A 22,391-nucleotide genomic window follows, 5' to 3' on the forward strand; every position below is an offset into this window, starting at 1 on the left:
TGGTTCTCCTTGTGATTCGTGGGGAAGGGGACGGTGACGGTCAGCCGGAGCAGGCGGTGCCGTCGCCCGGTTCCGTTCCGAGGGCGTCGTGGACCAGCCGGTCCACCAGGAAGTCGGCCAGGGCCGCGACGGTCGGCCTGGCGAGCAGGTCGGCCAGGCAGATGTCGCCCTCGAACTCCGCGCGCAGCCGCTGGAGCAGCGACATCGCGAGCAGCGAGTGGCCGCCGAGGTCGAAGAAGTTCTCGTCGATGCCGAGCGCCGGCATGCCCAGCACCTGTGCGAACGCCGCGTGCACCGCCTTCTCGCTCGGGTACCGGGGTTCGCGCTGTGATCCCGAGGACGTGTAGTCCTCGGCACCGGGCTCCGGCAGGGCCTTGCGGTCGAGCTTGCCGTTGACGGTCAGCGGCAGCGCGTCGAGGACGACGAACGCCGACGGCACCATGTACTCGGGCAGCCGGGACGCCAGCATACGCCGGATCTCGGTGGCCTCGATAAGGGTACCCTCACCTGGCACCAGGTAGGCGGCGAGTCGCTTGACCCCGGGGGTGTCCTCACGGACCACCACGGCCGCCTGGGCGACGTCCTGGTGGGCGGCGACGGCGTCCTCGATCTCGCCGGGCTCGACCCGGTAGCCGCGGATCTTCACCTGGTCGTCGGCCCGGCCGAGGAAGTCGAGCAGGCCGTCGGCCCGCCAGCGGACCACGTCACCGGTGCGGTACATCCGCCCGCCGGGCTCGCCGAACGGGTCGGCGACGAACCGCTCGGCCGTCAGGCCGGGGCGCTTCAGGTAGCCGCGGGCCAGACCCACCCCGGAGACGTACAGCTCGCCGGGGACGCCGACCGGGACCGGGCGCAGGTGGCCGTCCAGGACGTGCGCGACGGTGTTCCAGATCGGCCGGCCGACGGTGGCGGTGTCCGAGTCCAGGGTGCCGCCGCCGAGGGTGTTGATGGTGTACTCGGTCGGCCCGTACAGGTTGTAGCCCATCACACCGGGGGTGTCGCGGAGCCTGGACCAGAGGGTCTCGGCGACGGCCTCGCCGCCGAGCAGGACCAGCACCGGGCGGTGCCGGCCCTCGTCCAGCAGGCCCCGGTCGACGAGCGCCTGGGCGTAGGAGGGCGTCACGTTGATGACGTCCACGGCGTGCTCGGCGCAGTAGGCCGCGAGGGCCTCGGCGTCGCGGCGCAGGGCCTCGTCCAGGACGTGCACCTCGTGGCCCTCGACCAGCCAGAGCAGTTCCTCCCACGACATGTCGAAGGAGAACGACACGGTGTGGGCGATCCGCAGCCTGCGCCCGCCGGCGGAGGCCACCACCGGGTCGAAGATCTCCTGCCGGTGGTTCAGCTGCATGTTGGTCAGACCGCGGTACGGCGTCACCACGCCCTTCGGACGCCCGGTGGACCCCGAGGTGAAGATCACGTACGCGGCCGCGTCCATGTCGACGGTGAGGCCGAGCGGGGTGGCGGGCAGGGCGGCGAGTTCGGCCTCGGTCTCCGGGGAGTCCAGCAGCAGTCGCTCGACGCCGGGCGCCTCGGGCATCCGGTCCACGGCGGCGGAGCTGGTCACCAGGCAGACCGGGGCGGTGTCCTCGACCATGAAGGCCAGCCGCTCGACCGGGTAGTCCAGCTCCAGCGGCAGGTACGCCGCACCGGAGCGCAGCACCGCGAACAGCGACGCCACCATCTCCAGCGAACGCGGCAGACCCAGCGCCACCACCTTCTCCGGACCGGCACCGCGCGCCGTGAACAGCCGCGCCAGCCGGTTCACCCGCGCGTCCAGCTCCGCGTACGTCCACGACGACGCACCGAACACCAGCGCCACCTCGTCCGGCACCGACGCCGCACGCTCCGCCAACAGGTCCGCCACCGACGCCGCCGGCAGCTCACGACCCGTCGCCGCCCACTCCCCCAGCAGCCCCCGCTCACCCGACGTCAGCACGTCCAGCGCGCCGATCCGGCGGTGCGGGTCCGCGGCGACCTGCTCCAGGACGGCGAGCAGGCGCTCGACCAGGCCCTCGGCGGTGGTCCGCTCGTAGAGGTCGGTGGCGTACTCGAAGGCGATGTCGATCTCCTCGGCCGAGGAGGTCTCCTCGAAGTTGAAGTCGAGTTCGAACTTCGCGGCGCCCAGCTCGAACGGCAGGATGCGGCTCTCCAGGCCGAGCAGCCGGCCGCCCTGTCCGTCGTTGTGCTGGTAGCCGAGCATCACCTGGAAGAGCGGGTGGCGGCCGGGCACGCGCGGCGGGTTGACCGCCTCGACCAGCCGGTCGAAGGGCAGGTCCTGGTGGGCGAAGGCGGCCAGGTCGGTGTCCCGGGTGCGGACCAGCAGGTCGGCGAAGGTCGGGTCGCCGGAGAGGTCGTTGCGCAGCACCAGGGTGTTGACGAAGAAGCCGACCAGGGCGTCGAGCCCGGCGTCGGAGCGGCCGGCCACCGGGGCGCCGAGCGGGATGTCGGTGCCGGCGCCGAGGCGGTGCAGCAGGGTCGCGACGGCGGCCTGGAGCACCATGAAGGTGGTGGTGCCGGTCGCCCGGGCGGCCTCCCGCAGCCCCCGGTAGACGGCGGGCGGCACCTGGGCGTGCACGGTGTCGCCGCGGTGGCCGGCCACCGGCAGGCGCGGGTGGTCGGTCGGCAGCGGCAGTTCCTCGGGCAGCCCGGCCAGCGCCTGGCGCCAGTAGGCGACCTGGCGGGTGTGCAGGCTCTGCGGGTCGTCGGCGTCGCCGAGCAGCTCCTGCTGCCACAGGGTGTAGTCGGCGTACTGGACCGGCAGCGGCGCCCAGGCCGGGGAGGTGCCGGCGGCGTGCGCGGTGTAGGCGGCCGTCAGGTCGTCGATGAAGGGGAGCATCGACCACTCGTCACCGGCGATGTGGTGGAAGAGCAGGACCACCGCGTGGTCGCCGGGGGCGATCTCCAGCAGGGTGACGCGCAGCGGCGCCTCGGCCGAGAGGTCGAAGCCGTAGCGGACGGCGGCCTCGACGTCGGCGGCGAGGGTCTGCTCGCCGGAGCGGACGACGTGGACGGCGTCCGCGAGGGCGGGGGCGTCCAGGACCCGCTGGAAGACGGAGCCGTCGCGCTCGGTGAAGACGGTGCGCAGGCTCTCGTGGCGGTCGGTCACCGAGCGGACGGCGGCGCGCAGGGCGTCGGTGTCCAGGGCGCCGGTGACCCGGACGACGAGCGGCACGTTGTAGGTGGCCCCGGAGTCGTCGAGGTTCTGCAGGAACCACATCCGGCGCTGGGCGTGCGAGAGCGGCAGGTCCCGGGGCCGCTCGCGGCGGCCGAGGGCCGGGCGCTGCTCGCCGTCGCCGCCGGCCCGGTGGGCCAGGCCGGCCGGGGTGGGCGCCTCGAAGAGGTCGCGGACCGTGAGGCGGCCGCCGAGCAGGGTGCGGATCCGGGTGACCAGGCGGGTGGCGAGCAGGGAGTGGCCGCCGAGGTCGAAGAAGTGGTCCTCGGGGCCGACCTCGCCGAGGCCGAGCACCTCGCCGAAGGCGCCGCAGAGGATCTCCTCGCGGGCGTCGCGCGGGGCGCGGCCAGCGGAGGCGGTGTCGGGGACGGGCAGGGCGGCCCGGTCGAGCTTGCCGTTGACGGTCAGCGGCAGGGCGTCCAGGACGACGAACGCCGAGGGGACCATGTACTCGGGCAGGCGCTGGGCGAGGCCGTTGCGCACCTCGGCGACGTCGATGCCGGAGCCGGCGGGGACGAGGTAGGCGGCGAGTCGCTTGACTCCGGGGGCGTCCTCACGGACCACCACGGCCGCCTGGGCGACGTCCTGGTGGGCGGCGACGGCGTCCTCGATCTCGCCGGGCTCGACCCGGTAGCCGCGGATCTTCACCTGGTCGTCGGCCCGGCCCAGGAAGTCGAGCAGGCCGTCGGCCCGCCAGCGGACCACGTCACCGGTGCGGTACATCCGCCCGCCGGGCTCGCCGAACGGGTCGGCGACGAACCGCTCGGCCGTCAGGCCGGGGCGCTTCAGGTAGCCGCGGGCCAGACCCACGCCGGAGACGTACAGCTCGCCGGGGACGCCGACCGGGACCGGGCGCAGGTGGCCGTCCAGGACGTGCGCGACGGTGTTCCAGATCGGCCGGCCGACGGTGGCGGTGTCCGAGTCCAGGGTGCCGCCGCCGAGGGTGTTGATGGTGTACTCGGTCGGCCCGTACAGGTTGTAGCCCATCACACCGGGGGTGTCGCGGAGCTTGGACCAGAGGGTCTCGGCGACGGCCTCGCCGCCGAGCAGGACCAGCACCGGGCGGTGCCGCCCCTCGTCCAGCAGGCCGCACTCCACCAGGGCCTGCGCGTAGGACGGGGTGACGTTGACGACGTCGACGGCGTGCTCGGCGCAGTAGTCGGCCAGGCGCTGGGTGTCGCGGCGCAGGGCCTCGTCCAGGACGTGCACCTCGTGGCCCTCGACCAGCCAGAGCAGTTCCTCCCACGACATGTCGAAGGAGAACGACACGGTGTGGGCGATCCGCAGCCTGCGTCCGCCGGCGGAGGCGACCACCGGGTCGAAGATCTCCTGCCGGTGGTTCAGCTGCATGTTGGTCAGACCGCGGTAGGGCGTCACCACGCCCTTCGGACGCCCGGTGGACCCCGAGGTGAAGATCACGTACGCGGCCGCGTCCGGGTCGTAGGGGGTCCGGTACGGCTCGCCGGAGAGGCCGGCCAGTTCGGCCCGGACGGACTCGTCGTCGAGGAGGACGGTGTTGTCGTGGGCCGGCATCAGGGCGGCCGCGGTGGAGTCGGTGATCAGGCAGGCCGGGGCGGTGTCCTCGACCATGAAGGCGAGCCGCTCGACCGGGTAGTCCAGCTCCAGCGGCAGGTACGCCGCACCGGAGCGCAGCACCGCGAACAGCGACGCCACCATCTCCAGCGAACGCGGCAGACCCAGCGCCACCACCTTCTCCGGACCGGCACCGCGCGCCGTGAACAGCCGCGCCAGCCGGTTCACCCGCGCGTCCAGCTCCGCGTACGTCCACGACGACGCACCGAACACCAGCGCCACCTCGTCCGGCACCGACGCCGCACGCTCCGCCAGCAGGTCCGCCACCGACGCCGCCGGCAGCTCACGACCCGTCGCCGCCCACTCCCCCAGCAGCCCCCGCTCACCCGACGTCAGCACGTCCAGCGCGCGGACGGGGCGGTCGGGGTGGTCGACGATCTGGTGCAGCAGGGCGACCAGGCGCTCGGCGTGCGCCTCGACGGTGGCGCGCTCGAAGACGTCCGGGCGGAACTTCCACTCGAAGGAGAGCGCCTCGCCCGGGTTGGTGATGAAGATCAGCGGGAAGTGCGTGGCGTCGACGTCGACGACGTCCTGGACGCCGAGGCTCTCCCGGATGCGGTCGCGGACGCCCTGGTCGGCGGGCGTGTTGCGGAGCACCTGGAGGGTGTCGAAGAGCCGGCCGAACCCGGTGCCGCGCTGGATCTCGCCGAGACCGATCTGGTGGTGCGCCAGCAGGCCGGTCTGCTCCTCCTGGAGGCGGCCGAGGAAGGCCGCGACGCTCTCGGCGCCGTCCAGCCGCGCCCGGACGGGCACGGTGTTGAGGAACATGCCGATGGTGGCGTCGATGCCGGCCAGCTCGGCCGGGCGGCCGGAGACGGTCGCGCCGAACACGACGTCCTCGCGGGCGGTCAGGCCGGACAGCAGCAGGCCCCACGCGCCGGAGAGCACGGTGTTGAGGGTCAGGCCGCGCTCACGGGCGAAGGCGGCGATCCGCGCGGTCAGCTCGGCGGAGATCCCGGCGGTGACCTCCTGCGGGAGCAGCGCGGCCCGCTCGCGGGCCTGCGGCGCCAGCAGGGTGGGCTCGGCCAGGCCGGCCAGCGCCTCGCGCCAGGCGGTCCGGCCCTGCTCGGCGTCCTGGGCGGTCAGCCAGCGCAGGAAGTCCCGGTAGGGCAGGCCGAGTTCGGGGGCGGGGGCGCCCGCGCAGCCGGTCAGCAGCTCCTGCAGGAACAGGCCGGCCGACCAGCCGTCCCAGAGCAGGGCGTGGTTGGTGATCAGGATGCGCTGCCCGCCGCCCGGGGCGAGCACCGAGACCAGGCGCAGCAGCGGCGGGGCGGCCAGGTCGAAGCGGGTGGCGGCCTCGCGCTCGGTCAGCCGGCCCAGCTCGGCGTCGAACTCGGCCGGGGTGAGCGCGGAGAGGTCGGTCTCGGTCAGCGGCACGTCGACGGCGCGCGGCACGAACTGCACCGGGTGCTGCGGGCCGTCCTGGAGGAAGCCGGCCCGCAGGTTGGGGTGGCGCTCCAGCACGGCGGCGACGGCGGCGCGCAGCGTCTCCAGCGGCACCCGGCGGGTCAGCGTGACGAGGTCGCGGGAGGTGTAGACGTCCAGCGCCTGGTCGTCGTAGCCGGCCTCGAAGAGCAGGCCCTCCTGGAGCGGGGAGACCGGCCAGACCTCCTCGATCTCCAGCTTGGGGGCGGCGGCGCGGACGGCGGCGAGCTCGGCCTCGGTGGCGGCCGGGAGCTCGGGCAGGGCGGGGGCCCCGGCGGCGGCGTCGCGGCCGTCGGCGAGGGCGGCCAGGGCGGCGGGGGTGCGGCCCTCGAAGACGTCGCGCGGGCTGAGCGAGAGGCCCTCGGCGCGGGCGGCGCCGATCAGGCGGATGGAGGAGATGGAGTCGCCGCCGAGGCGGAAGAAGTCGTCCTCGGCGCCGGTCGCGGGCAGGCCGAGGACCTCGGCGTACAGCTCGCAGAGCAGCTGCTCGGTCTCGGTCTCGGCGTCCCGGCCGGCGGACACCCCGGTGTAGTCGAGGGCGTCGTCGGGCAGGGCGCCCCGGTCGAGCTTGCCGTTGACGGTGAGCGGCAGGGCGTCCAGGACGGCGAACGCCGAGGGGACCATGTACTCGGGCAGGCGGGCCGAGACGGCCTCGTGCAGGGCGGCGGTGTCCAGGATCGCGCCGGCGGCGGGCACCAGGTAGGCGACCACCCGGTCGACGGCGCCGGAGCGCACCAGCACCGCGCTGTGGGCGACGCCGGGCTGCTCGGCGAGCACGGCCTCGATCTCGCCGGGCTCGATCCGGTAGCCGCGGATCTTGATCTGGTCGTCGACCCGGCCCAGGTAGTCGATGGTGCCGTCGGGGCGGCGGCGCACCAGGTCGCCGGTGCGGTACATCCGGGTGCCGGGCGCGCCGAACGGGTCGGCGACGAACCGCTCGGCGGTCAGGCCGGGGCGGTCCAGGTAGCCGCGGGCCAGCTGGACGCCGGCCAGGTAGAGCTCGCCGGGCGAGCCGGCCGGGGCGTGCCGCAGCAGCGCGTCCAGGACGTAGGCGCGGCCGCCGGCGAGCGGGCGGCCGACGCTCGGGGTGTCGCTGTCGGCGAGGTCGGCGAGCAGCGCGTCGACGGTGAACTCGGTCGGGCCGTAGTAGTTGAGGGCGCGCAGGCCGGGGGTGGCGCGCAGCCGGCTCCACAGCGGCTGCGGGAGGGCCTCGCCGCCGAGCAGCAGCAGGGAGGGGCGGTGGGCGCCGTCGAGCAGGCCGCAGTCCAGCAGCTGCTGGGCGTGGGTCGGGGTGAGGTCGAGGACGTCGACGCGCTGCTCGCGGGCGTAGCCGACGACGGTCTCCGCGTCGCGGCGCTCGGCGTCGCCGAGGACGTGCAGTTCGTGGCCGCCGAGCAGCCAGAGCAGCTGGTCCCAGGAGGAGTCGAAGGAGAAGGAGGCGACGCTGAGGGCGCGCAGCCGGCGGCCGGCGGCGGCCTCGGCGAAGGCCCCGGTCAGGTGGTCGTCGGCGAGGTTGGCGAGCGCGGCGTGCGGGATGACGACGCCCTTGGGGCGGCCGGTGGAGCCGGAGGTGTGGATGACGTAGGCGGCCTGGGCGGGGTCGACGGGGCCGCCGCGCTCGGCGTCGCCCAGCGGGCCGCCGGGCAGGGCGGCCAGGGCGGCGGCGGTGGCCGGGTCGTCCAGCAGCAGGGTGGCCGCGCCGGGGGCGGCGGGCAGCCGGCCGGCCACCTCGCGGGTGGTCAGCACGACGGCCGGGCGCACGTCGTCGAGGAGCGCGGCGAGGCGCTCGTCCGGGTGGTCCAGGTCGAGCGGCAGGTAGGCGCCGCCGGCCCGGAGCACGGCCAGGATCGCCACGACGGAGTCGGCGGAGCGGGGCAGGGCCAGTGCGGCGACCCGCTCGGCGCCGAGGCCGCGGTCGAGCAGCAGGCGGGCCAGCCGGTCGGCGCGCCCGGTCAGTTCGGCGAAGGTGAGGGCGGCGGTGCCGCCCCCGAGGGCCGGGCCGACCAGGGCGGTGGCGTCCGGGGTGCGGGCGGCGAGGCCGGTGAGCAGCTCGGGCACCAGGGCGGGGGCCGGGGCGGCGGCGCGGCCGGCCACGGTGGTGCCGAGGGCGGCCTGCTCGGCGTCGTCCAGCAGGGCGAGCCGGGCGAGCGGGGTGTCGGGGTCGGCGGCGAAGGCGGTCAGCAGCGCGAGGAAGCGGTCGGTGAGCCGCTCCGCCTCGGCCTGCTCGAACAGGTCGGGCCGGTACTCCAGCTCGACGCGCAGCTCGGCGCCGGGCAGCACGGTGACGCCGAGCGGGTAGTGGGTGGCGTCGCGGGCGCCGAGGGCGGTGATGGCGAGGCCGTCGGTCCCGCCCAGGTTGTCGCGCAGCGCGTCGCCGCCGCCCTGGTAGTTCTCGACCACGAGCAGGGTGTCGAAGAGGTCGCCCTCGACCGCGCTGCGGCGCTGGATGGCGCCCAGGCCCAGGTGCTGGTGGGCCAGCAGCTCGGCCTGCTCGCGCTGCACCCGGGCGGCTGCGCCGGCCAGGGTGTCGCCGGCGGCGAGCCGGACCCGGACCGGCACGGTGTTGATGAACAGGCCGACCATCGACTCGGCGCCCGGCAGGTCGTCGGGGCGGCCGGAGACGGTGGTGCCGAACACCACGTCGGTGGTGCCGGTGAGGGAGCCGACCAGGACGCCCCACAGGGTGTGGGCGACGTTGCCGAGGGTCAGGCCGCGGCCGCGCGCGGCGGCGGCGATCCGCCCCGACAGGTCGGCGTCGGCGTACCGGGTGACCAGGCCCGGCTCGGCGGCGGTGGCGGCCGCGGCGCCCGGCGCCACCGGGTGGGCCTGCTCGAAGCCGGCCAGCGCCGCGCTCCAGGCGGCCTCGGCGGCGGCGGTGTCACGGGTGGCCAGCAGCGCCAGGTGGTCCTTGTAGGGGCGGACGGCCGGGAGCACCGAGAGGTCGCCGGCCGAGCCGTACAGGGCCAGCAGCTCGCGGAAGACGATCGGCATGGACCAGCCGTCGAGCAGCAGGTGGTGGCAGGTCAGCACGAGCCGGGAGCGGTCCCCGCCGAGGCGCAGCAGGGCGAGGCGCAGCAGCGGCGGGGTGTCCAGGTCGAAGCGGCGCTGCCAGTCCTCGTCCATGGCGGCGAGGGCGGCGGCGTCCTGGGCCGCGCCGGCGAGGGCGGTCAGGTCGACCTCGCGCAGCGGGGTGTCGACCGTGCGCTGGACGAACTGGACGACGGCCTCCGGGTCCTCGTACCAGAAGCCGGCCCGCAGGTTGGCGTGGCGGGTGAGCAGGGCGTCCAGGGCGGCGGAGAGGCGGGCCGTGGCGAGCGGGCCCGCGAGGTCCAGGTGGGACTGGACGACGTAGACGTCACGGGCCCCGTCGTCGTAGAGCGAGTGGAAGAGCAGGCCCTCCTGGAGCGAGGACAGCGGGTAGACGTCCTCCAGGTCCGATACGGCCGCGCCCTCGGCCTGGGGGTCGTCGATCGGTGCGGTGGAGTCGTTCATCACGGTGTTCTCGGTCCTGGTGGTGGTGGGGACGTGGTGGTCGGTCGGGTCGGGGAGCGGGGTCCGCGGCGGGGCCGCCCCGGGCCCGGGCCGCTGGGGCCCGGGCTCCTGGGGCGGTGCCGGCCGGGGCTGCGCCGGCGGGGTGCTGCTCATCGGCGGCGGCGCCCGCGCAGCCGGGACTCCAGCCGGTCGATCTGCGCCTGCTTCAGCGAGACCAGGCTCAGGTCGGACGGGGTGACCCCGCCGGCCTCGCCGCCCGCGGTGTGCCGGGCGAGCGCGTCCAGCGCGGCGAACCAGGCGTCGGCGAGCTCGGCGACCTCGGCCTCCGTCAGCAGGGCCTGCGGCCAGCTCCACTCGACCGCCAGCTCGGGCCGGCCGTCGGCGCCGGCCCGGACGACCGCGTCGATCTCCAGCGGGTAGCCGGCCGCCATCAGCGGGTCGGGCGCGGCGCCGGCCGCGACGGCGTCCCGCTCGGGCTGCGGGGCCAGCGGCCAGCCGCCCAGCGGCGCGGCGGCGCCGTCGGCACGGCCCCGGTAGTTGAACAGCACCTGCGAGCGCGGCGCGCCGGCCAGCACGGCCGCGGTCTGCGGGTTGAGGTGGCGCAGCAGGCCGAAGCCGAGTCCCTTGTCGGGGGCGGCCCGCAGCTGCTCCTTGACCTGCTTGAGCACCTGTCCGGCGGGCGCGCCGCCGGCCAGCGCGGCGGCCGGGTCGATCCCGTCGAGGTCCAGCCGGACGGGGTGGACGGTGGTGAACCAGCCGACGGTGCCCGCGAGGTCGGGGGTGAGCCCGTCGTGGCCGCCGCGGCCGTGCCCCTCCAGGTCGACCTGGAGGGCCGGGGCGGTGCCCGGGCGGGCGGTGGCCGCGCCGAGCACCAGTCCGGCGAGCAGCACGTCGTCGACGCCCGCGCCGAAGGCCTTGGGCACGTCGGTGACGAGCGGCGCGGTGCGGTCCGCGGACAGCGTGCGGCGCAGGGTGCGCACGGTGGTGACGGTGTCGCGCGCCGGGTCGGCGGCGAGGTGGGCCAGCGGCCCGGCCGGACCGGCCAGCGCGGTGCGCCAGTGGGCGGCCTCGGCGACCCGGGCCCGCTCCTGGGCGTGCGCCAGCAGGTGCTCGGACCAGGCGCGCAGCCCGTACGCCTCGGGTTCGAGGACGGGCTCCGTACCCCCGGCGAGGGCCTGGTAGGCGGTGGCCAGGTTGGGCAGCAGGGTCCGCCAGGAGACGCCGTCCACCGCCAGGTGGTGGACGGTCAGCAGCAGGCGGCCGTCGCGGCCCTCGCCGGCGTCGAGCCAGACGGCGCGCAGGACCCGGCCGGCGGCGGGGTCGAGCGCGGCGGCGCTCGCGTCGGCCTCCCGGGTCAGCAGCGCGGCGAGGTCGCCCTCGCGGGCGTCGACCCGGCGCAGGGTGTCCGGCTCGGTCGTGGCCGGGGCCTGGCCGGTGGGCAGGATCTCCTGGGTCCACAGGCCGTCGGTCCGGTCGAGGCGCAGCCGCAGCGCCGGGTGGTGGGCGGCGAGCGCGGCCAGGGCGGCGCGCAGCGGCTCCTCCCGGAGCCCGGCCGGGACGGTGACGAGCACCGACTGGTTGAACCGGTCGACGGGGCCGCCGCGCTCACGCAGCCAGTGCACGACCGGCAGGGCGGGCAGCTCGCCGTCGGCGGGGCGGGCGGCGGGCGTGGCGGCGGGGGCGGCCTGCCCGGCGGGGCGGGCGGTCATCAGGCCCTTGGCCTCGGCCAGCGCGGCCGGCGTCGGGTACTGGAAGACGTCCTTCGCGGCGAGGTCGTAACCGGCCTTGCGGGCGCGGCTGATCAGCTGGATCGAGACGATGCTGTCCCCGCCGAGGGCGAAGAAGTTCTCGTCCTCGCCGACCTCGGCCAGGCCGAGCACCTCGGCGAACACCCGGGCCAGGGCGGCGGCCGGGGACGGCCCGGACGCCGCGGGGGCGGCCGGCTCGGCCCGCCGGCCGGGGGCCGGCAGGGCCTTGCGGTCGAGCTTGCCGTTGACGCTCAGCGGCAGCGCGTCCAGGACGGTCACCACCACCGGCACCATGTGCTCGGGCAGCACCGCGGCGACGGCCGCGCGGACGGCGTCGCCGCCCACGCCCGCCCCGGCCTGCGGGACGACGTAGCCGAGCAGCTGGCGCGCGCCGCCCTCGGTGAGGGCGCGGGCGGTGACGGCGGCCTGGCCGACGCCGGGCACGGCGGCGAGCGCGGACTCGATCTCGCCGAGCTCGATCCGGAAGCCGCGGACCTTCACCTGGTCGTCGGTGCGGCCCAGGTACTCGACCTCGCCGTCGACCCGGCGACGCACCAGGTCCCCGGTGCGGTACATCCGGGTGCCGGGCCCGCCGTGCGGGTCGGCGACGAAGCGGCCGGCGGTCAGGCCCGGGCGGCCCAGGTAGCCGCGGGCCAGCTGGACGCCGGCCAGGTACAGCTCGCCGGGCACGCCGACCGGGACCGGCCGCAGCCGGGCGTCGAGGACGTGCAGGCGGGTGTTCCAGACCGGGCGGCCGATCGGGACGACGCCGGAGCCGGCCCACGCGCGGTGGTAGGTGACGTCGACGGCGGCCTCGGTGGGCCCGTACAGGTTGTGCAGTTCGATCTGCGGCCACAGGGCGAGGAAGCGGTCGACCGCGGCGGCGGGCAGGGCCTCGCCGGAGCAGAACACCCGGGTCACCCCCGCGAAGCCCTCCCGGACGGCGCCGTCCTGCTCGGCGGCGCCGGTGAACGCGGCGAGCATCGACGGCACGAAGTGGCAGGCGGTCACGGACTCGCGGGCGGCCAGCGCCGCCAGGTACTCGGGCTCGCGGTGGCCGCCGGGCCGGGCCAGCACCACGCGGGCGCCGCTGACCAGGGGCAGGAAGAACTCCCAGACCGACACGTCGAAGCTGGCCGGGGTCTTCTGCAGGACGCGGTCGGCCGCGGTGACGCCGTAGACCTCGCGCATCCAGTCGAGCCGGTTCACGATCGCCCGGTGGGTGACCACGACGCCCTTCGGCCGGCCGGTGGAGCCGGAGGTGAAGATGACGTACGCGGCGTGGTCGGCGTCCGGGGCGGCGGGCGTCACGGGCCGCTGCGCCCGGGCGTCGACGGTGAGCACCGGGACGCCCGGCACGGCGGGCAGGCCGTCCTCCAGGCCGGCGACGGTGAGCACGCACACCGGGGCGGCGTCCTCGACCATGGCGGTGAGGCGGTCGAGCGGGTACTCGGTGTCGAGCGGCAGGTAGGCGGCGCCGGACTTGAGGACGGCCAGCAGGGCGACCATCAGTTCGGCGGAGCGCGGGACGGCGACGGCGACGATCCGGTCGGGCCCGGCGCCGGCGGCGGTCAGCGCGCCGGCGAGCAGTGCGGCCCGCTCGTCCAGCTGCCGGTAGGTCAGCTCGGTGCCCTCGAAGACGACGGCGACGGCGTCCGGGGCGGCGGCGGTGCGCTCGGCGATCCGGTCGAGCAGGGTGCCCTCGCGCACCGGGATCGCGGTGGCGTTCCACTCCCCCGCGAGGCCGCGGCGCTCCTGGGCGGCGGTCGGCTCGATCCGGCCGACCGGCCGCTCGGGGGCGGCGAAGGCCTGCTCCATGACCCGCATCAGCCGGGCCCCGAACAGCCGCGCGGTGGCGCGGTCGAACAGGTCGTCGGCGTGGATGACGGTCAGGTCGGTGCGGCTGCCGTCGGCGGACTCCACGAAGGTGAAGGCGAGGTCGAAGCGGGCCGCGTGGACCGGGTCGGGCAGCAGCGCGGTGGCGGCGCCGAGCAGCTGGTCGAGGCCGTCGGCCTCCCGGCGGTGCTGGACCATCACCTGGAACAGCGGGTGGCGGCCGAGCGAGCGCTCGGGGTTGACGATCTCCACCAGGCGGTCGAAGGGCAGGTCCTGGTGGGCGAGCGCGCCGAGCACGGTCTCCCGGGAGCGGGCCACCAGCTCGTCGAAGCTCGGGTCGCCGGCCAGGTCGTGGCGCAGCACCAGGGTGTTGACGAAGAACCCGACCACGGACTCCAGCACCTCGTCGGTGCGGCCCGCCACCGGGGTGCCGAGCGCGACGTCGGTGGTGCCGGCCAGCTTGCCGAGCAGCAGCGCGGCGGCGGCCTGGGTGACCATGAACGGGGTCGCGCCGGTGCGCCGCGCGTAGCCGCGCAGGGCGGTGTGCAGCCCGTCGGGCAGGCGGAGCCGGACGGCGCCGCCGCGGCCGCTCGCCTCGGCCGGGCGGGCCCGGTCGGCGGGCAGCGCCAGCTCGGCGGGCAGCGCGGCGAGCCGCTCGGTCCAGTAGCGGGTCTGGTCGGCGCCCGGTCCCTCGGCCGCGGCGAGCAGCTCGGCCTGCCACAGCGCGTGGTCGGCGTACTGCAGCGGCAGCGGCGCGAACTCCGGGGCGGCGCCGGTGCGGCGGGCGGCGTAGGCGAGGTCGAGGTCGCGCAGCAGCACGCCCTCGGACCACTCGTCACCGGCGATGTGGTGCAGCGCGATGCTGAGCACGTGGCGGGCCGGGCCGGCGGTCACCAGGGTCGCCCGGACGGGGATCTCGGTGGCCAGGTCGAAGGCGTACGCGCCGGCGGCGGCGACCTCGGTGTCCAGGCGGTGCCGGGAGGCCTCGGTGACGGTGAACGGGACCCCGGCGCTCTGCGCGTCGAGGATCCGCTGGAACGGCCGGCCCTCGTGGTCGGGGAAGACCGTGCGCAGCGCCTCGTGGCGGGCCAGCACGTCGGCGAAGGCGGCGCGCAGCGCGTCCGTGTCCAGCTCGCCGTCGATCCGCAGCGCGCACGGGATGGTGTACGCGGTGCTGGGGCCCTGGAGGCGGTACAGGAACCAGAGCCGGGCCTGGGCGGCGGACAGCGGGATCCGCTCGGGGCGCGGGCGGGCGGCGGGGGCGGTGCGGCCGGTCACCGCGCCGTCGAGGCGGGCGGCGAAGCCGGCGGGGGTGCGGGTCTCGAACAGGTCGCGGACGGCGACCTCGGTGCCGAGCGCGGCCCGCAGCCGGCCGATCACCCGGGTGGCGAGCAGCGAGTGGCCGCCGAGGGCGAAGAAGTCGTCGTCGGTGCCGACCGCGGGCAGGCCGAGCACGTCGGCGTAGACGCCGCAGATCACGGCCTCACGCTCGGTGCGCGGGGCGCGGCCGGCCGGGGCGGCGAAGGCGTCGGCACCGGGCTCGGGCAGGGCCTGCCGGTCGAGCTTGCCGTTGACGTTCAGCGGCAGCACGGGCAGCGGGACGATGGCGGCCGGGACCATGTACTCGGGCAGCTCCCCGGCGAGGGCGGCGCACAGGGCGGCGGGGTCGGCGACGGCCCCGGGGGCCGCGACGACGTAGCCGACCAGGCGCTTGACGCCGCCTCCGCCGGTCCGGGCCAGGACGGCGGCCTGGGCGACGCCGGGCTGGGCGGCGAGCGCCGCCTCGACCTCGCCGGGCTCGACGCGGAAGCCGCGGATCTTCACCTGGTCGTCGTCGCGGCCGAGGAAGTCGAGGCTGCCGTCGGGGCGGTGGCGCACGACGTCGCCGGTGCGGTACATCCGGGTGCCGGGCGCGCCGTACGGGTCGGCGACGAAGCGGCTCGCGGTGAGCGCGGGGCGGTTGCCGTAGCCGCGGGCCAGGCCGGGGCCGGCGATGTACAGCTCGCCGGGGACGCCCGCCGGGACCGGCCGCAGCCGGCCGTCCAGGACGTACGCCCGGGTGTTGCCGATCGGGCGGCCGACGAACGGGGTGGGGCTGTCGTCGAGGGCGGCGCCGAGGGTGTCGACGGTGTACTCGGTCGGGCCGTAGAAGTTGTGGCCGAGCACGCCCTCGGTCTCCCGGATGCGGGTCCACAGGGCGTCGTCGACGGCCTCGCCGCCGACCAGGAAGAGCAGCGGGCGGTGCCGCTCGGAGTCCAGCAGGCCCCACTCGACGAGCTGGCGGCCGAACGACGGGGTGACGTCCAGGGTGTCGATGCGGTCGGCGAGCAGCCGCTCGACCAGCGCCTGCGGGTCGCGGCGCAGGTCCTCGCCGTAGACGTGCAGCTCGTGTCCCCCGACGAGCCAGAGCAGCTGCTCCCAGGAGGAGTCGAAGGAGAACGAGGCGGTGTGCGCGGCGCGCAGGCGGCGTCCGCCGGCCTGCTCGACGGCCCGGGCGAAGACGGTGCCGCCGTGGTGCTCCAGCATGTTGGCCAGGCCGCGGTGCGGCACCTGGACGCCCTTGGGGCGGCCGGTGGAGCCGGAGGTGTGGATGACGTACGCCAGGTCGTCGGCGTGCGGGCGGACCGGTTCGGCGCTCAGCGTGCCGAGTTCGGCGACGGTGACGACGCCCTTGCCGTGGGCGGCCAGCACCGGGTGGCGGTCGGCGACCTCGGGCGTGCTCAGGGTGAGCAGCGGGTCGGCGTCCTCCAGCATCAGCGCGATCCGCTCGTCCGGGTGGTCGAGGTCGATCGGCAGGTAGGCGGCGCCGGCGGCCAGGACGCCGAGCAGCGCGGCGACCAGGTCGGCGGAGCGCGGCAGGGCGAGCGCCACGACCCGGCCGGGTCCGGCGCCGAGCGCCGCGAGGTGGCGGGCCGTGCGGTCCACCCGGGAGGCGAGCTCGGCGTAGTCGAGGCGCTGGTCGCCGAAGACGACGGCGGTCTGCTCGGGCACGGCGGCCGCGCGGGCGGCGAAGGCGTCCACGACGGTGCCCGCGGGCACCGGGCGGCCGGTCGCGTTCCAGTCCTCCAGGACGGTGCGGCGCTCGTCCGCGGAGAGGACGTCCAGCGCGCCGACGGCGGTGTCCGGCGCGGTGGCGATGACGGTGAGCACGCGCAGCAGGCGCTCGCCGACGGCGGCGGCCTGCGCGGCGGTGAACACGTCGGGCCGGTACTCGACGGTGAGCTGCGGGGCCTCGCCGGGGAGGGTGAGGACGGTGAGCGGGTAGTGGGTGGCGCCCCGGTTGCCGATGCCGGCGACCCGCAGGCCGCGGGCGGTCAGGTGGTCGGGGTCGACCGGGTAGTTCTCGAAGACCAGCAGGGTGTCGAAGAGCGTGCCGTGGCCGGCGAGCGCCTGGATGTCGGCGAGGCCGAGGTACTGGTGGTCGAGCAGGGCGGACTGCTGCGCCTGGAGGCGGACCAGCATCCGGCCGACGGTCTCGTCCTCGTCCGGTGCGAAGCGCACCGGGACGGTGTTGCTGAACAGGCCGACCATCGACTCCACGCCGGGCAGGTCGCCGGGGCGGCCGGAGACGGTGGCGCCGAAGACCACGTCGGTGCGGCCGGTGAGGCGGCCGAGGAGGACCGCCCAGGCGCCCTGGACCAGGGTGTTGAGGGTCAGGCCGTGCTCGCGGGCGGTCGCGGTGAGGGCGGCGGACAGCTCGGCGGGGATCGGCAGGTCGATCTCGTGGCCGGCGGCGGCCGGGCCGTCCGCCGGGGTGCCGAGGCCGTCGGCGAGCAGGGTCGGCGCGGCGAGGCCGGCCAGGGCCTGCCGCCAGGCGGCGGTGTCGGCGCCGGTGTCGCGGGCGGCGAGCCAGCCGAGGTGGTCGGCGTAGGGGGCGGCGGCGGGCAGTGCGGCGGCGTCGCCGCCGGCTCCGTAGGCGGTGATCAGCTCGCGCAGCAGGACGGGCGTGGACCAGCCGTCCATGACGATGTGGTGGCGGGTCAGGACCAGCCGGTGGTGGTCGGCGCCGAGGGCGACCAGGGCGCAGCGCACCAGCGGCGGCCGGGCCAGGTCGAAGCGGCGGGAGGCCTCGTCGTCCTCGATGCGGGCGGTCTCGGCGTCCTGCCGGTCGGCGGGCAGCGCGGTGAGGTCGTGCTCGGTCCACGGCACCCGGACGCGGCCGGCGACCAGCTGGAGCGGCTCGGGCAGGCCGTCGCCGAGGAATCCGGCGCGCAGGGCGGTGTGCCGGTTGACCACGGCGTCGACGGCGTCGACCAGGGCGGTGCGGTCGAGCGGGCCGCGCAGGTCGAGGGAGGTGAGCGAGGTGTAGAGGTCGTCGGCGCCCTTCTCGTCCTGGAGGAGGGTGTGGAAGAGCAGGCCCTCCTGGAGCGGGGAGAGCGGCAGGACGTCCTCGGTGTCCGGGTGCTCCTCGGCGAGGCGGTCCAGGACGGCCTGGGTGACCGGGGCGAGCGGCACGTCGGAGGGGGTCAGGCCGCCGGCGCCGGGGCGTTCGGCGTAGCGGGTGAGCGCGTCGAGGTGGGCGAACCAGCCGTCGGCGATCTCGCGGACGGCGTCCTCGCCGAACACGCCGTGCGGCCAGGTCAGCTGGACGCTCAGCTCGGGGCCGTCGGGGCCGTCGTGGACGAAGGCGCCGATCTCCAGCGCGTGGGCGCAGGGCAGGCCGGGGTCGGCGGAGGCGGTGACGGCGTCCCCGGTCTGCGGGGCGGCCGTCCACTCCTCGCCGGTGGCGGCGAAGCGGCCCAGGTAGTTGAAGAGCAGCTGGGGCTCGGCGAGGTCGGCGAGGGCCGCGGTGGACGGCGCGTCGAGGCGGCGCAGCAGGCCGTAGCCGGCGCCCGCGTCGGGCAGGGCGCGCAGCTGCTCCTTGACCAGGGCGAGGGCGCGGCCGGCGGCCGGGCCGCCGGCGAGCGCGGCGTCGGCGTCGACGCCCGCGAGGTCGAGGCGGACGGGGAACTCGCTGGTGAGCCAGCCGACGGTGCGGGCGGTGTCGGCGCCGGGGACGAGGTGGTCCTCGCGGCCGTGGCCCTCCAGGCGCAGCAGCAGGTCGGGGCGGGCGTCGGCGCCGAGGCGGGCGCGGCGGCGGGCCAGCAGGGCGAGGGCGAGGGCGGTGAGCAGGACGTGGTCGACGCCGGCCCGGTGGGTGGCGGGGACCGCGCCGAGCAGCGGCGCGGTGCGGGCGGCGGGCAGGGTGAGCCGCAGCCGGCGGGTGGTGGCGGCGGTGTCGCGGCCCGGGTCGAGCGGGCGGTCGCCGAGCAGCGGTCCGCTGCCGTCGGCCAGGACGGCCTGCCACAGGGGCAGCTGGGCGCGGACGCGGTCGCCGGCGGCGGCGTCGGCGAGGCCGCGGGTCCAGGCGCGCAGCGGGGTGGTGACGGGCTCCAGGGCGCGGCCCTCGTAGGCGGCGCGCAGGTCGGGCAGCAGGATGCGCCAGGAGACGCCGTCGACGGCGAGGTGGTGGGCGGCGAGGACGAGCAGGCCCGGGGTGTCGGCGCCGGCGTCGAGGTGGACGGCCTGGAGGACGACGCCCTGCTCGGGGTCGAGGCGGTCGGCGGCGGCCTCGCGCTCGGCGGCGGCGGCGGTGGCCAGGTCCGCGGCGGTGACGTCGAGGTGGCGCAGCCGTTCGGCGGCCGGGGCGCTGCCGGGGGGCCGGACCTCCTGGGTCCAGGTGCCGTCGGCGGCGACGTGCAGGCGCAGGCGCAGGGCGTCGTGGCGGTCGGTCAGGGTGTCCAGGGCGGCGGCGAGCCGCTGCCGGTCGAGGCCGGCGGGGACGGTGACGACGGTCTGCTGGCCGAAGCGGGCGACGGGGCCGCCGCGCTCGCGCAGCCACTCGCTGATCGGGGTGGTGGGCAGCGGGCCGGTCGCGGCGACGGCGGTGGCGGCCGGGGCGTCGGCGGTGCGGGTGGACTCGGCGACGGCGGCGATGCGGGCGACGGTGCGCCGTTCGAACACCACGCGCGGGGTGATCTGGAAGCCGGCGCGGCGGGCGCGGCTGCCGAGCTGGATGGCGGAGATGCTGTCGCCGCCGAGGGAGAAGAAGTTGTCGTCGACGCCGACCTGGTCGCCGGTCAGGCCGAGGACCTCGGCGACCAGCGAGGCGAGGACGCGCTCGGCCTCGGTGCGCGGGGCGCCGCCGCCGTCGCCGCCGCCGGTGGCGGGTGCGGGCAGGGCCTTGCGGTCGAGCTTGCCGTTGAGGCTCAGCGGCAGGGCGTCGAGGCCGACCAGGACGGCGGGGACCATGTGCTCGGGCAGGGTGCGGGCGAGTCCGGTGCGCAGCGCCTCGGCGTCGGCGGGTGCGGGCACCAGGTAGCCGACGAGCTGACGGGCGCCGCCGGGGGTGAGCTCACGGGCGGTCACGGCGGCCTGGACGACGCCGGGCAGCGCCTCCAGGGCGGCCTCGATCTCGCCGAGCTCGATCCGGAAGCCGCGGACCTTGACCTGGTCGTCGGTGCGGCCGAGGTACTCGACGGTGCCGTCGGGCGCCCAGCGCACGAGGTCGCCGGTGCGGTACATGCGCTCGCCGGGCGCGCCGTGCGGGTCGGCGACGAAGCGGCCGGCGGTGAGGCCGGGGCGGCCGAGGTAGCCGCGGGCCAGCTGGACGCCGGCGAGGTACAGCTCGCCGGGCACGCCGACCGGGGCGGGGCGCAGTTCGGCGTCCAGCACGTACAGGCGGGTGTTCCAGACCGGGCGGCCGATGGGGACGACGCCGGCGGCCGGGGCGGTGTGGTGGAAGGTGACGTCGACGGCGGCCTCGGTGGGGCCGTACAGGTTGTGCAGCGGCACCTCGGGGAGGGTCGCGTACCAGCGGTCGACGACGTCGCCGGGCAGGGCCTCGCCGGAGCAGAAGGCGCGGCGCAGTCCGGCGCAGCGGTCGGCGACGGAGGCCTCCTCCAGGAAGGCGCGCAGCATGGAGGGGACGAAGTGCAGGGTGGTGACGCGCTCCTCGGCGATCAGCGCGGCGAGGTAGGCGGGGTCCTTGTGGCCCTCGGGGCGGGCGAGGACGACGGTGGCGCCTTCGCACAGGGCCCAGAAGAACTCCCAGACGGAGACGTCGAAGCTGGCCGGGGTCTTCTGGAGGACGCGGTCGTCGGCGTCGAGGCGGTAGGCGTGCTGCATCCAGGCGAGCCGGTTGACGATGGCGCGGTGGGTGACGACGACGCCCTTGGGGCGGCCGGTGGAGCCGGAGGTGTAGATCAGGTAGGCGGCGTGGTCGGGGCCGGGCCCGGGGAGCCCGGTGGTGTCGCCGCCGGTCGCGGGGGCGCCGGTGTCGGCGGGGTCGTCGACCAGGAGGGCGGCGGCGCGGGCGGCTTCGGGGAGCCGCTCCAGCAGTGCGCCGACGGTGACGACGCGGACGGGGGCGGCGTCCTCGACCATGTGGGCGAGCCGGTCGGCCGGGTAGTCGGCGTCCAGCGGCAGGTAGGCGGCGCCGGACTTGAGGACGCCGAGCAGGGCGACCATGAGTTCGGCGGAGCGGGGCACGGCGACGCCGACCACCCGGTCGGGGCCGGCGCCGGCGGCGCGCAGCGCGTGGGCGAGCGCGGTGGCGCGGGCGTCGAGTTCGGCGTAGGTGAGGCTGCGGCCCTCGGCGACCACGGCGGTGGCCCCGGGGGTGGCGGCGGCGCGCTCGGCGATGCGGCTGACCAGGGTGCCCTCGCGGACCTCGCGGGCGGTGTCGTTCCAGTCGTGCAGGACGGCCGCGCGCTCGGCGTCGGCGAGCAGCGGCAGGCCGGCCAGCGGCTGGTCGGGGGCGGCCGCGAGGCGGTTCAGCAGGGCGGCGAAGCGCTCGGCGTGGCGGGTGAGTTCGCCCTCGCCGTAGAGCTCGGGGTTGGCGTCGAACTCCAGGACCAGGCGGTCGTCGGGGGTCTTGTGGACGGAGAGCGCGAAGTCCTCGACGGGGCCGGAGGCCAGGTTGACGGTGGTGCCGGGGCTGCCCGCGAAGTCGAGGTCGAGGTCGAAGGGCTTGATGTTGAGCATGGGCCCGTGCAGGCGGCCGTCGGTGCCGACCAGGCCGAGGTCGCGGCGGATGTCCTCGCCGCGGTGGAGCTGGTGGCGGCGGACGCTCTTGAGCTCCTCGGCGGAGCGGCGCAGCAGGGTGGTGAAGGTGTCGGCGCCGGTGACGGGGAGCCGGACGGGGAGGATGTTGACGGCCATGCCGGGGACCCGCAGGGTGCCGGGGGCGGTGCGGGCCATGAAGTGCATGCCGAGGACGGCGTCGGCCGCGCCGGTCATCCGGTGCAGGTAGGCGGCGAAGGCGGCGTTGGCGGCCTCGGCCCAGGTGGTGCGGGCGCTCCGGGCGGCGGCGAGCACGGTCGCGGACCGGTCGGCGGGCAGCTCGATGCGGTGGCGCAGGGCGGCGGGGGCGGCCGCGGCGGTGGCCTCGGTGAGGCCGGCGACGGCGGGCCGGTCGGCGAAGCGCTCGCGCCAGTAGGCGCGGTCGGCCTCGGGCCGGTCGGAGGCGAGGTAGTCGCGTTCGGCCTCGGCGAGGAGTTCGGCGGGGCGGAAGGGGCTCTCGGGGACGTCGGCCCCGGTGGCGAGCGCGGTGTAGACCTCGGCGACCCGGCGGCTGAACAGGGCGACGCTGTAGCCGTCGACGACCAGGTGGTGGAACCACTGGAACCACAGGTGGTCGGCCGGGCCGACGCGCACCAGCAGCGCGCCGGTGAGCGGGCCCGCGTCGGGGCCCTCCAGCACGGTGGGGACGGCCAGCTGGTCGTGGACGAGGGCCGCGGCCGCGGCGACCGGGTCGGTGGCGCCGCTGGTGTCGAGGCGGTGCAGGGTCCAGGCCGCGGCGTCGAACGCGCCGGGGAGGCGGACGGTGCGGCCCTCGTGCTCGGCGAGGCGCAGGTGCAGCCCGTCGGCCTCGGTGAGGGTGCGGCGCAGCGCGGCTTCGAGCAGCCGCTCGTCCAGTTCGCCGGCGATCCGCACGTACTGGCCGACGTTGTAGGCCGGGTTGTCCGGGTCGATCCGTTGGGCCGCGAGGATGCCCGCCTGGGCGGCTGTCAGCTCCCGCGGAGCGTCCTGGTCGGCGTGCGTGGTCGTCGTGCCAGCCACTGGCATGGGGGTCGGCCCTTCCCGGTTCGCCGCCCCGCCGACCGTGCCAGCCCGGGGCGCTCGTGCGCTTGGTGCGATGTGGT

Annotated in this window: 2 protein-coding genes; both read right to left on the bottom strand. The window is 76.6% G+C overall.

Translation table 11 applies throughout. The features are described 5' to 3' along the window. Positions 1-40: 40 nt before the first annotated feature. Entirely contained in the window at positions 41-9,835 is a 9,795-nt protein-coding gene (locus tag OG550_RS02730; protein ID WP_327674084.1) for a non-ribosomal peptide synthetase, read from the bottom strand. Further along, positions 9,832-22,308 carry a non-ribosomal peptide synthetase gene (locus OG550_RS02735; protein WP_327674086.1) on the bottom strand — a complete coding sequence of 4,159 codons (12,477 nt, stop codon included), beginning with the start codon at positions 22,306-22,308 and terminating at the stop codon, positions 9,832-9,834. Before OG550_RS02735 ends, OG550_RS02730 begins: the two co-directional genes overlap by 4 nt. Positions 22,309-22,391: the final 83 nt, after the last annotated feature.

This window comes from Kitasatospora sp. NBC_00458 (genome assembly GCF_036013975.1).
Taxonomy (GTDB): domain Bacteria; phylum Actinomycetota; class Actinomycetes; order Streptomycetales; family Streptomycetaceae; genus Kitasatospora.

What these genes read in the sequence shown, in the direction of transcription:
- OG550_RS02730 (WP_327674084.1), bottom strand. Translation starts at nt 9,835, where the DNA reads ATGAGCAGCACCCCGCCGGCGCAGCCCCGGCCGGCACCGCCCCAGGAG.